The sequence below is a fragment of the Roseibium aestuarii genome (assembly GCF_008477545.1).
Lineage (GTDB): Bacteria > Pseudomonadota > Alphaproteobacteria > Rhizobiales > Stappiaceae > Roseibium > Roseibium aestuarii.
Genome location: NZ_VORA01000001.1, coordinates 994819 through 1007681, shown reverse-complemented (window position 1 = coordinate 1007681; position 12863 = coordinate 994819). Strand labels below are relative to the sequence as shown.

9 protein-coding genes are annotated in these 12863 nt (G+C 65.5%); 4 read left to right on the top strand and 5 right to left on the bottom strand.

What is annotated here, in order from left to right:
* Window positions 1–80: 80 nt before the first annotated feature.
* Complete coding sequence (locus FR728_RS04340; RefSeq protein WP_149891384.1) at window positions 81–2312, bottom strand: NADP-dependent isocitrate dehydrogenase; 2232 nt, start codon at window positions 2310–2312, stop codon at window positions 81–83.
* Between the two features lie 687 nt (window positions 2313–2999).
* Between FR728_RS04340 and FR728_RS04335 the strand changes: the two genes are divergently transcribed.
* From FR728_RS04335 to FR728_RS04320, 4 genes are all read left to right on the top strand, one after another.
* Entirely contained in the window at window positions 3000–3554 is a 555-nt protein-coding gene (locus tag FR728_RS04335) for a helix-turn-helix domain-containing protein (protein WP_149891383.1), read from the top strand.
* Window positions 3551–4093, top strand: a complete 543-nt coding sequence (locus FR728_RS04330) for a GNAT family N-acetyltransferase (protein ID WP_149891382.1) — start codon at window positions 3551–3553, stop codon at window positions 4091–4093. Before FR728_RS04335 ends, FR728_RS04330 begins: the two co-directional genes overlap by 4 nt.
* Before the next feature lie 308 nt (window positions 4094–4401).
* Window positions 4402–6729: a glucose/quinate/shikimate family membrane-bound PQQ-dependent dehydrogenase gene (locus FR728_RS04325; protein ID WP_149891381.1), complete on the top strand. Its 2328-nt coding sequence runs from the start codon at window positions 4402–4404 to the stop codon at window positions 6727–6729.
* Between the two features lie 87 nt (window positions 6730–6816).
* Window positions 6817–7587: an HAD family hydrolase gene (locus FR728_RS04320; RefSeq protein WP_149891380.1), complete on the top strand. Its 771-nt coding sequence runs from the start codon at window positions 6817–6819 to the stop codon at window positions 7585–7587.
* A gap of 280 nt (window positions 7588–7867) precedes the next feature.
* On the opposite strand, the gene FR728_RS04315 is transcribed toward FR728_RS04320, so the two are convergent.
* From FR728_RS04315 to FR728_RS04300, 4 genes are all read right to left on the bottom strand, one after another.
* A complete protein-coding gene (locus FR728_RS04315; protein WP_149891379.1) occupies window positions 7868–8461 on the bottom strand; it encodes a class I SAM-dependent methyltransferase in 594 nt (197 codons plus the stop codon).
* A gap of 196 nt (window positions 8462–8657) precedes the next feature.
* Window positions 8658–9824: an ABC transporter permease gene (locus FR728_RS04310; protein WP_149891378.1), complete on the bottom strand. Its 1167-nt coding sequence runs from the start codon at window positions 9822–9824 to the stop codon at window positions 8658–8660.
* A 15-nt stretch (window positions 9825–9839) separates the two neighbouring features.
* Complete coding sequence (locus FR728_RS04305) at window positions 9840–10865, bottom strand: ABC transporter permease (protein WP_149891377.1); 1026 nt, start codon at window positions 10863–10865, stop codon at window positions 9840–9842.
* Between the two features lie 82 nt (window positions 10866–10947).
* Window positions 10948–12858, bottom strand: coding sequence for an ABC transporter substrate-binding protein (locus tag FR728_RS04300; RefSeq protein ID WP_377174916.1), 1911 nt, complete (start codon window positions 12856–12858; stop codon window positions 10948–10950).
* Window positions 12859–12863 lie beyond the last annotated feature (5 nt).

The following is a 12863-nucleotide window of genomic DNA, read 5'->3' as shown; positions in this document are numbered from 1 at the left end:
TCCCCCACTCTCCCTCCAGTGCAAAGGAAAAAGGGCGGCCCGTGGGGCCGCCCTTTCGTGTTTCAGAGCCTCTGGTGCCCTCAGCCGATGATGGCGTTGAGGGTCGCGCTCGGGCGCATGACGGCCGAGACCTTGTCCTGCGGAGCATGGTAGTAGCCGCCGGTGTCGGCAGCCTTGCCCTGCACGGCGTTCAGCTCAGCAACGATCTTGTCTTCACCCGCGGTCAGGGCCTCGGCGATCGGGGCGAAGTGGGCCTTCAGCTCGCCGTCCTTGTCCTGCGCGGCCAGTTCCTGCGCCCAGTAGAGGGCGATGTAGAAATGGCTGCCGCGGTTGTCGAGCTGGCCGACCTTGCGCTGGGGCGACTTGTTGTTGTCGAGCAGTTTCTCGATGGCCTTGTCGAGCGCGGTGGCGAGAACCTGAGCCTTGCCGTTGCCCTTGACCTGAGCCAGATGCTCGAGCGACGCGCCGAGGGCGCAGAACTCGCCCAGGCTGTCCCAACGCAGGTAGTTTTCTTCCATCAGCTGCTGGACGTGCTTGGGAGCCGAACCGCCGGCGCCGGTTTCGAACAGGCCGCCGCCGTTCATCAGCGGAACGATGGAGAGCATCTTGGCCGAGGTGCCTACTTCCAGGATCGGATAGAGGTCGGTCAGATAATCGCGCAGCACGTTGCCGGTGATAGAGATGGTGTCCTCACCCTTGGCGATACGGGCCGTGGTATAGGCGGCAGCTTCGGTCGGGGCGAGAATACGGTAATCCAGACCGGAGGTGTCGTGCTCCGGCAGGTAGGCCTCGACCTTCTTGATCAGCTCCGCGTCATGGGCGCGGTTGGCATCGAGCCAGAAGACGCCCGGCATGCCGGAGAGACGCATGCGGTTGACCGCCAGTTTCACCCAATCGCGGATCGGAGCATCCTTGGTGAGGCAGGCGCGCCAGATGTCGCCGCCTTCGACTTCATGGGAGAGCAGCGTGGCGCCGGCCGCATCGACGATGCGCATGGTGCCATCGGCCTTGGCCTTGAAGGTCTGCGGGTGGGAGCCGTATTCCTCGGCCTTCTGGGCCATCAGGCCGACGTTCGGCACGGTGCCCATCTTGGCAGGATCCAGCGCGCCGTTCTTCTTGCAGTGTTCGATCACCGCATCATAGACGCCTGCATAGGAGCTGTCCGGGATCACGCAGACTGCATCGCCTTCTTTGCCGTCCGGGCCCCAGCCCTTGCCACCGGCGCGGATGAGGGCCGGCATGGAGGCGTCGATGATAACGTCGGAGGAGACATGCAGGTTGGTGATGCCCTTGTCGGAGTTCACCATGTACATGGCCGGGCCATTGTCGAGGGCGGCCTTCAGGTCAGCCTTGATCTCGGCGGCCTTGTCAGCGGCAAGCGTTGCGATCTTGGCTTCCAGATCGCCGATGCCCAGGTCCGGGTTCACGCCGAGCTCGGCGAAGGTGGCTTCGTGCTTGGCGAAAACGTCCTTCAGGAAGGCCTTGACCACATGACCGAAGATGATCGGGTCGGAGACCTTCATCATCGTCGCCTTGAGGTGGACGGAGAAGAGCACGCCTTCAGCCTTGGCAGCCTGGATTTCCTTTTCCAGGAAGGCATCGAGGGCCTTGACGCTCATGAAGGTGGCGTCCAGCACATCGCCTTCGGTGAGCTTCAGGTTGTCCTTGAGCGTGGTGACGGAGCCGTCCTTGGCAACGAACTCAATCTTCGCGGTGCCGGCGGAGGCAGCGGCGATGGTGACCGACGTCTCGTTGGAGGCGAAATCGTCCTTGCCCATGGTGGCAACGCGGGTCTTGGAGGTGGTCGCCCAGGCGCCCATGGAGTGCGGGTTCTTCTTGGCGAATTCCTTCACCGCATTCGGCGCGCGGCGGTCGGAGTTGCCCTCGCGCAGCACCGGGTTCACGGCGGAGCCCTTCACCGCATCATAGGCGGCCTTGATGGCCTTTTCCTCGTCGGTGGCCGGCGCATCCGGATAGGACGGGATCTTGTAGCCCTGGGCCTGCAGTTCCTTGATCGCCGCGTTCAGCTGCGGCTGGGAGGCGGAAATGTTCGGCAGCTTGATGACGTTGGCGTCCGGCTCGGTGACCAGCTTGCCCAGCTCGGCCAGATCGTCGGCCTGCTTCTGGTCGTCGCTCAGGTAAGAGGACATGGCGGACAGGATACGGCCGGCCAGCGAAATGTCCTTGGTGCCGATGGAAATGCCGGCGGGTGCGGCAAAGGCCTTGATGATCGGCAGGAAGGAGGCGCTCGCCAGTTCCGGGGCTTCATCCACCTTGGTGTAGATGATGTCAGGACGGTTCGTGTCGGCCATGTCGGTCTATGTCCTCAAGATTTTGTCGTGATCGAAGGCGGTGACCGGGCGCGCGGAAAAACCGGCGCCGCCCGGGCGCTTCGCGGATCTGTATACGGATGTACGCAATCTTTTTCCAGCCCCTTTGCGGAGCGGGCGTGCGGACCCTAGCAAAGCGCACAGGAAAGGCAACCGGAGCTAGGTTGATGGTGGCACCTTGCCGCGCCCTGCCCCCCACCAGATCGGAATGGGTGCCTTGGTTTTCGTCGAGCCTCCGCGCTCCGGAGCAGGAACCTCTGGTCGGGGTGACAGTGGCATGCCATTTCCTGGGCGGTCATCCCCGGCTCGACCGGGGATCCACTCGCAACCGGAGCACTGCCGGCCTCTTGAGCGGTTCCGCCGCGACGCCGTAAGGCTCTGCGACGACCGAGAGGTGGAGTGGATCCCGCATCGAGTGCGGGATGACGGGGAAGAAGCGTGCGGGATGACGGGGGAGGTCCGGCCGGGGTGATCGGCCTTGGAGGAGGGTTTTCCGGGTCCCGGATCTCCGGCATGCGCCTGCGTCCGGGACGGCCGCGAAACATGTGTGAAAGCGAAACGGATCTGACGTCTCTACCAGTATGGTATCCGGACCCGTGCGAATGCCCTTGCGTTTATCTCTTATCTGGAATTAATTCTCATATATGAGAATCAACCAAAGAGTTCGCGATGAGTGACGAGACGGAAGCGCTGGCGCGGCGGCTGACCTCGCTTCGGCAGGCGCAAGGCTGGACGCTGGAGGATCTGGCGGCGCGGTCAGGAGTAAGCCGGGCGACGCTCAGCCGGATCGAGCGGGGCGACGTGAGCCCCACCGCGCAGGTGTTGGGGCGGCTGGCGGCGGCCCATCGCCTGCCCATGCAGGCGCTGTTTGCCGAAGACACCGGAGCCCTCACCCTGGTGCCTTTCGCCCAGCAGAGCGTGTGGACCGACCCGGAGACCGGTTTCGTCCGGCGCACGCTCTCCCCCAGCCAGTCCGGATTTCGCGGCACGGTGATCGAAGGCCGGCTGCCGGCAGGCCGGACCATTGCCTATGACGCCCCGCCCCTGATCGATCTGGAGCACCATCTGGTGCTGCTGGACGGTGCGCTGGAGGTCACGCTCGGCCCTGAGACCCACTGGCTTTCCGCCGGCGACTGCCTGCGCTTCCGCCTCACCTCCCCCAACAGCTACCACGCGCCCGGCCCCCAGCCCGCCCGCTACATTCTCACGGTGATCCTGCCATGACCGCTCCCCTCCCTGCTCCGACCCTGATCCTGCGCCCCCTGACCGCCGAGACGCTGGACGCCGCCTTGCCGTCGCTGGCCGAGATCCTCCAGGCCTGCGTGCTGGAGGGATCGGGCGTCGGGTTCATCCTGCCCTTTCCCATCGAGGAGGCCGCACGCTTCTGGCAGGGCCGCCGCGAGGGGCTGGCAAGCGGGGCACGTCACATTCTGGTGGCCGAGCTGGACGGCGCCATCGTCGGCACGGTGTCGCTGGAGCTTGCGGGTCAGCCCAACGGGTGCAACCGGGCAGAGATCGCCAAGATGCTGGTGCACCCGGCCGCCCGCCGCCGTGGCATTGCCCGCGCGCTGCTGGCCGAGGCGGAGCGGCTCGCCCTGTCGCTTGGTCGCAAGCTTCTGGTGCTGGATACGGTAACGGGCGACCGGGCCGAAAAGCTTTATCCGTCCTGTGGTTATGTGAAGGTGGGCGTGATCCCCGACTATGCCGCCCTGCCCGACGGGCGGATGGAGGGAACGACGGTCTTCTACAAGGCGCTGGCCTGACGCGGCGCCCACACCGACGAAAAAGCCCGCCCCTTACATGGGCAGCCTGGACCGGAACCCCAGCGTCCCGGCCCAGGCGCGGGGCAGCGGAACCATCAGCGCATCGGGGAGTTGGCTTGGCAGGGACGCTTGCGTCCAGGCTCCGAACTCCTTCCGATCTCAGGCCTTTCCCGCCATGTCCGCGAGAAGGCCCCCTCCCCGCAACAAGGGCCAGCGCCCTTGCCATTCCGAGCCCGACGAGACCGTCCCTGACCCTTTCCGCGCCACAGCTCCCCCGTGGCCGTCGCAAACCCTTCCCGGAGAAGGTCATGGCTCGTCTCATTTCCCTCGTTTGTCTCGCGCTCGTCGGGCTGCCTCTGGCCGCCGGCGGCGCCTGGCTCGTCGCCCTCGGCGGCAGCCTGTTCTATCTGCTTGCAGGCCTCGTGTTCCTCGCCTGCGCTGTGCTCGTCTTCTTCCGCAATCCGCTGGTGTACTGGATCTACGGCCTTTTCACCCTTGCAGCCCTGGTCTGGGCCGTGTGGGAGGTCGGCTTCGACTGGTGGGCGCTGGCACCGCGCGGGGGGCTGATCATCCTCATCGGTCTCTTTCTGCTGCTGCCTGCGGTGCGAAACAGTCTCGATCTGGCGGGCGACAAGCCCTCTGTCCTGCCGCTCGGCCTGCCGGTGGCCATTGCCGTGGTGGTCGCCGTCGGCTCCATGCTCAACGCGCCCCATGATCTGGCGGGGCAACTGCCGCTGCAAACGGTGGAGACCAATCCGGATCTGGGCAATCCCATGCCTGAGGGCGACTGGCAGCAATATGGCCGCAGCCAGTTCGGCCAGCGCTATTCCCCTCTCGACCAGATCACCCCGGACAATGTGGCGAGGCTGCAGCTTGCCTGGCATGCGCAGACGGGCGACGTGAAACTGCCCGGCGACACCAAGGAGACCACCTATCAAGTCACGCCTCTGAAGATCGGCGACACGATCTATCTCTGCACCCCGCACAACTGGGCGCTGGCGCTGGACGCGCGCACCGGCGAAAGGAAGTGGAAATACGATCCGGAAGTGGGGTTGAACACGGATCGCCAGCACCAGACCTGCCGGGGCGTGACCTACTGGGTTGACCCGCAGGTCGCCGCCGGAGAGCGGTGCCACGAGCGGATCTATCTGCCCACCTCCGATGCCCGGCTGATTGCGCTGAATGCGGCGGATGGCACGGTCTGCGAGGATTTCGCCGACCGAGGCTTCCTGCATCTGGAACGGCACATGAAATACAACCCGGCGGGCTACTACTATTCCACCTCGCCGCCCATGGCCGTTTCCGGCAAGATCATCATCGGCGGCGCGGTGAACGACAACTATTCCCTCTATGAACCCTCCGGCGTGATCCGTGCCTTCGATGCCCATTCGGGGGCGCTGGTGTGGAACTGGGACAGCGCCCGGCCGGAGGAGACGGCGCCGCTCGCCGAGGGCGAGACCTACACCACCAACTCTCCCAACAGCTGGTCGGTGTTTTCCGCCGACGAGGCCCTGGGCCTCGTCTATATCCCCATGGGCAACCAGCCGCCGGATCAGCTGGGCATGAACCGCTCGGAAGCGGTGGAGACCTATTCGTCCTCGCTGACGGCCCTCGACATTGCCACCGGACAGGTGCGCTGGGTGAAGCAGTTCGTCCACCACGACCTGTGGGACATGGACGTGCCGGCCCAGCCGGTGCTGATAGACCTGACCATCGGCGGCGCGGTGGTGCCCGCCGTGGTGCAGCCCACCAAGCAGGGGGACATCTATGTGCTGAACCGGGAAACCGGGACGCCCATCGTGCCGGTGAGCGAGGTGCCCGTCGGGTCCACGCAGACCATCCCGGAGGACCATGCCGCCCCCACCCAGCCCCACTCGGCGCTTTCCTTCAACCCGCCTGCCCTGAGCGAGAAGGACATGTGGGGCGTGAGCCTCTTCGACCAGCTGGCCTGCCGCATCCGGTTCCGCTCGCTCAACTACGCCGGGCGCTACACGCCGCCGTCGCTCGAGGGCTCGATCGTCTATCCGGGGAATTTCGGCACGTTCAACTGGGGGTCGGTCGCCGTCGACCCGGAGCGACAGGTGATGTTCGGCATGCCGGTCTATCTGGCCTTTACCTCGCGGCTGGTGCCTGCCAGCGAGATCCCACCCAAGGGCGCGGATGAGAAGGCCAGCGAAGTCGGCCTGAACCGCAACGAGGGGGCAGACTATGGCGTCGACATGGGGCCGTTCTACTCGCCCCTCGGCCTGCCCTGCCAGCAGCCGCCCTGGGGCTATGTGGCAGGGGTCGACCTGACCAACGGCAAGACCGCCTATCGCCACAAGAACGGCACGGTGGAGGATCTGAGCCCCATTCCCCTTCCCATCGAGATGGGCGTGCCGGGCATCGGCGGGCCGATGATCACCCGGGGCGGTCTGGTCTTCATGGGGGCGGCGGTGGATGACTATCTGCGCGCCTATGACCTGACCACCGGCGAGGTGATGTGGAGCGCGCGCCTGCCCGCCGGGGGCCAGGCAACGCCCATGACCTATGAGGTGGACGGCGAGCAATATGTGCTCATGGTCGCGGGCGGTCACGGCTCCATCGGTACCACGCCGGGGGATCACGTGATGGCCTGGAAGCTGCCGAAGGGCTGACCCCCTTGATCCAGCCGGTCCGGACCCCCTGCGCCCGGGCCGGTTTTTGTCTTCTTGCTCAGTGCGTTCGCTGCTAAGGCTTGCAGCATGATTCAGGCCCTTGATGTTCCTCCGCAGATCCGCGCCATCCTGTTCGACAAGGACGGCACCCTGCTCGATTTCGACCGCACCTGGAGCCGCATCAACCTGGCGGCGGCCCGCCACGGCGCGCGCGGCGACACGGCTGTGGCCGAGCACTTCCTGCGCCTCGGCGGACAGGATCCGGTGACCGGACGAACGGCGGCGGGGTCGCTCTTTGCGGCCGGAAACGCGGTCGAGATCGCCGAGGCCTGGGTCGCGGCCGGGGCAGCCTTCGATCACACGACCCTCGCCCGCGATCTGGACCGGATCTTTGCGGAAGGCATGACCGAGGCCGTGCCGCTCCCCGGTGTTCCGGAGGTTTTCGCGCAGCTTTCCGGGATGGACCTGCTGCTGGGGGTGGCGTCCAGCGACAGCGAGGCCTCGGTCCGCGTCTTCGTCGAGGGGCTTGGCGCCGCGTCGTCCTTCCGCTTCCTTTGCGGCTATGACAGCGGCCACGGCCCCAAGCCGGAGCCGGGCATGGTGCAGGGCTTTGCGGCTGCGACCGGGCTCACGGCGGACAGTATCGCGATGGTCGGCGACAACACCCACGATCTGGAGATGGCGCGGCGTGCGGGGGCCGGGCTTGCCATCGGCGTCCTCTCGGGTACGGGAACGCGAGCGGACTTGGCGCCGCTCGCCGACCTGATCCTCGACAGCGTGGCGGAGTTGCCGGCATTCTTCGTGGGAACGAGCACTGCGGCGCCGGTCCTCGCGTCCCCCGCGCCGTCCCCGACCTGATCCGGGACCTCTGCCTCTCCTCCGCCTTCCCCAACGCGATTGGGGACGAACAGGTGATCAGCGTACGGACCTGCGATCGGATGCGCGCGCGTGCAGAAGACTCGCGGCATCGATGCCATGGTCAAGAGGCTAGATCCCCGATCAAGTCGGGGATGACAATGGAGGGGTCGCGGATGACGGAGCAGAGGCTCAAGATTCTCGATAGAGGCATGTCCCCCGAACATTCGCCGCGGTCGTGTCTGGCGACAGAGAGCGAGGGCGCGGAGCCGCGCCCTTCAGGTCAGACGACAGGCTTGACCAGACGCAGGCGCCAGGTGACGCCCTTCTTGTCGGAGCCCAGACGGTAGTCGTCGAGGACTTCCCACTTCGCCGTGTCGTCGGTCGCTTCCCAGAGCCGGGCGATCAGCTTGTTGGCGCCGCTTTCGGGGCGCTTGGGGCTGTACATGGAGAGCGCGATGACGCCGTCCTTCTTCAGGAAGGGCACGTAACGAGCGACGACTGCAGCCGGATCTTCGGCGAAATGCAGCACCTCGTTGAAGACGATGGCCGAGAAGGTTTCGCCGGCCTGGGGCTCGAACGTGTGCATGTCGCCGGCGCGCAGGGAGGCGATGGCCGGATCCACATTGGCGATCTCGAGGGCGGCCGGGGCCAGGTCCATGCCGACGTATTTCGTCAGGCCCATGGGGGCGAGGCGCTCGTAGAGCAGGCCTTCGCCGCAGCCGATGTCCAGCACCTCGGCGTTGGAGCCGGTCAGGTTCAGCCACATGCCGATGATGCCGTAGCGCCCGCTCTCGGGCAGGGAGCGCAGGAAGGCCCAGCGCCCGGCTTCATATTCCTCATCCCAGCCTTCTGCGGTACTGGCGTTCTTCGACATGTGTTCGTCCTTGCTTCATTCGGATCGCGGCCCCCGGATGTGGGATGCCGGCGGAGAAGGTCAACCCTTCCTGCGTCATGCTCGGGCCTGTCCCGAGCATCCAGTGCGATCATCTGTGGATCCTCGGGACAAGCCCGAGGACGACAACGGCAATGCCGTGAAAAGGCGGCTCACTCCGACTCGTGCGCCCTGATCCTCACTTATAGGGATCGGCGGCGTCGCGCAAACCGTCGCCGAGGAAATTGAACGCCAGCACCACGATGATGATGGGGATCACCGGCGCCATGAGCCAGGGGTAGACCGTGACCACGGAAATGTTCTGCGCCTCGTTCAGGAGAACGCCCCAGGAAACGGAGGGACGCCGCAGCCCCAGATTGAGGAAGGAGAGCGCCGTCTCGCCGAGGATCATCGAGGGAATGGACAGGGTGGCGCTGGCAATGATGTGGCTGGTGAATCCCGGCAGCAGGTGGCGGGTGATCACGCGGGAGGGTTTGGCCCCCATCAGCACGGCGGCGCGGGCATATTCCTCTTCGCGCAGGGAGAGGAGCTTGGAGCGCACGGCGCGCGCCAGACCCGGCCAGTCGAGCAGGCCGAGGATGATGGTGATGCCGAAATAGATCCACACCGGCGACCATGTGACCGGCAGGGCCGCGGACAGCGCCATCCACAGGGGCAGCTCGGGCAGCGAGCGCATGATCTCGATGAGCCGCTGGATCAGACTGTCGGCCACGCCGCCGAAATAGCCGGCAATGCCGCCGAAGAAGAGGCCGAGCACGATGGCAATCGCCACACCCACCAGCCCGACGGTGAGGGACAGGCGCGCGCCATAGACCAGACCGGAGAACTGGTCGCGGCCGAGCCGGTCAGTGCCGAGCAGGAAGAGCGTTCCCCCTTCCGCCGGACAGACGAGATGGAAGCGCGCCTCGACAAGGCCCCAGAATTCGTAAGGATCACCGAGACAGAGGAAGCGCAGGGGCTGCACCTGGGTGCGGTCTTCCTTGAACACCCATTTCATCACGGTCATGTCGACCTCGGAGGTCTGGCCATAGACGAAGGGCCCGACGAGCCTGCCCTCGTGGAAGAGATGGACGGGCTGGGGCGGCGCATAGAGATGCTCGGAATTGCGCTGGTTGGGCGTGTAGGGCGCAATCACCTCGGCAAAGGGAACGCAAAGGTAGAAGAGGATCAGGACGATGCCCGACCAGAGTGCCAGCTTGTGGCTCTTGAACTTCCACCACATGATCCGCCACTGGCTGGCCTGATAGTAGCGTTCCTGCTCCGGGGTCAGGACCTCGTCCTCGACCGGATTGAAGGGGGCCGGGTTGACGTAATGGGTCCGGGCGGTGTCGTGACTGTCGCTCATTCTGCTGCCCTCCCCTCAGCCGCTTGCCTTGCCGCCGAGGCGGATGCGTGGATCAAGGATGGCGAGCAGCAGGTCGGAGACCAGCATGCCCACGAGGGTCAGCATCGCCACGAAGAGCAGGATGAAGCCGGACAGGAACTGGTCCTGGCTCTGAAGCGCCGACAAGAGCACGGGCCCGACGGTCGGCAGGTTCAGCACCACCGAGACGATGACGGAGCCGGAGACCAGCGACGGGATCAGATTGCCGATGTCGGAGATGAAGGGATTGAGGGCCATGCGCAGGGGGTATTTCACCAGAAGCGTGCTTTCCTTCAGGCCTTTGGCGCGGCCGGTGGTGACATATTGCCGGTGCAGCTCGTCCAGCAGGTTGGCGCGCAGGCGCCGGATCATGGCCGCCGTGCCCGCCGTGCCGATGACGATGGTCGGCACGATCAGGTGGCCGAGGATCGAGAGCAGCTTGTCGAGGCTCCAGCCCTGGTCGAGATATTGCGGGTCCATGAGGCCGCCGATCGACAGCCCGAACCAGCGATTGAAGAAATAGAGCAGGATCAGTCCGAGGAGGAAGTTGGGCGTGGCGAGACCGATATAGCCGAGGAAAGTGAAGCCGTAGTCGCCCCAGGAATATTGCCGTGTGGCGGAATAGATCCCGATCGGGAAGGAGACGATGTAGACGAAGAGGATGGTCGCGAAGTTCAGGATCACCGTCAGGGGAAGCGTCGGACCGATGACGGCTTCCACCGGCTTGTTGAACTCGAAGGACCAGCCCCAGTTGCCCTGCAGCAGGCCGTCGAAGCCGTGGGGGCCGGACCAGAGGCCGACCCAGATCAGGTAGCGTTCGAAGAACGGGCGGTCGAGGGCGAATTCGGCGCGCAGGAACTCCAGCTTGGCCACGGCGGAGGCCTCGCCGGAGGAGCGCAGGGCAGCAATCTGGTTGGAGATGTAATCGCCGGACGGCAGCTCCACGATGAAGAAGATCAGGAAGCTGATCACGAAGAGCGTCGGGATCATGGTGATGATCCGCCGCACGATATACTCCAGCATTAGGCGTCCCCGTTCCCCGTCCCTGGTTCCTTGCGCCGGGGCTCCGGCGCAAGGGGCATCTCACTGTCGCGAAAAGGCGACCTTATTTGGCGAAGAAGAACTCGTCCATGCGGTGCAGGCCGAAATGGGCGCCCGGATCCCAACCGTAGAAGGCAGTCAGGGGCACGTTCTCCAGTCCCTTCACCACGACGGGCTGGGGCACTTCGGCCACCAGACCGATGCGGATGGTCTCTTCGGCGTGGATCGCCAGCATCTCGTCCCAGATCGCCCGGCGTTCATCCGAGGAGGTGGAAACCAGCCAGTTCTGATAGAGATCCATCAGGCGGATGGCCGGCTGCCAGTCAGGCTTCTCGCCACCGGCGCCCTTGGTTTCCCAGTAGTCGCCCCAGCCGAACCAGGACAGGACCTCGCCGTGCACCGGCGCCAGATCCTCCGGCGGCATGTCGGCGGTTGGAATGCCGTTCTCCATGCCCGACCAGACGGACATGACCAGCTCGCCCGTGATGGAGCGTTCGCGCAGGATGTCGCGCTGGCTGGGCTTGATGAAGAGGCGGATGCCCAGCTCCTTCCAGGTCTCGGACACGAGCTCCAGGGCGTCGACCTGGGCGCTGTCCTCACCGGCGGTCTCGATGATGATCTCGAGCGGGCGGCCATCAGCCATCAGGCGGGTGCCCTCGCCGTTGCGCTGGGTCAGGCCGATCTCGTCGAGGAGCGCATTGGCCTTGGCGGGATCATAGTCGGCCCAGCTGGTGCGGTATTCGGGCTTGAACAGGGGGCTGGCGGGCAACACCGTGTCATTGCCCGGCTTGCCGAGGCCGAAATAGAGGGTGCGGTTGATCATCGTCCGGTCGATGCCGAGCGACAGGGCATGGCGGAAGCGGGTATCGCGCAGAAGCTCGCGCCAGACCGGATCCTTGACCGTGAGATTGGGCAGGATGGACATTTCCGAGCCCTTGGAATTGGCCCAGAGCGCGGTCACATAGCCCTGCGCCGCCTCGCCCTGCTTCAGCACGGTGATGTCGGAGAAGGAGAGATTGCGCGCCTGCAGGTCGGCTTCGCCGGCCTGGGTCTTGGCCGGAATGAGCTTGCCGTCGGCCACGGTCATGACCACCCGGTCCACATAGGGCAGCTGGTGCCCGGCCGCATCGACCCGGTGATAGAAGGCATTGCGTTCCAGAGAGAAGCGGCGGTCGTTGTCGCCGGCCGCACGCACCCAGGGCTGAAGGCTCGGCTCGTCCGGGTTCTGGGCGCCATACATGTCGTCCAGCGCATTGTGCAGCGGCGCCCAGCCGCGCACCTTCTGCTGTTCGGCCAGCTTCGCGATTTCGGCTGCGTCACCATACTTGCCGTGGAACGGCTTCAGGTAATGGGCGGGGCGATAGATGAAAGGCGGGCGGGCCTTGGCCAGCTCGGGCAGGAACATGGGGTTGGGCTTGGACCAGGTGTAGCGCACGGTGGTCTCGTCCAGAACCTCGAAGACCGGCTTCTCGCCATCGACCAGCAGGAAGGGCGGCAGGCCGGCCGGGTTCAGCTCCTCGTTCAGCGCCACGTCCTCGTAATAGTAGCGCAGATCTTCCGCGCCGAAGGGCGCGCCATCGGACCACTTGTGCCCCTTGCGGGTGCGCAGGGTGAAGATGCGCCCCTCCTCCACCGTGACATCGGCCAGAATGTCGGGAACGAGGTTCAGGTCCTTGTCATAGCCGACCAGACGGGCATAGCCCCAGGCGTTGATCAGGCGCACATCCTTGGACCGGCCGATCATGGTCTCGATCGTGCCGCCCATGACGCCGGTCTTGCGGCCCTTGGCCTCCAGATCGACGATCAGCGGTTCGGCGGGCACGCGCTCTCCGACCGGCGGCAGACCGGCGGCGAGACCCGGGGTCTCCTGAAGATCAAGGGCCAGCACCGGAGAGACGCCCCCCAGACCTGCCATGACGGGCAGGGCCAGAAGGGCCGATCGGGACAGGAAGCGGGACAACAGTCGCATCGTCATTCAGG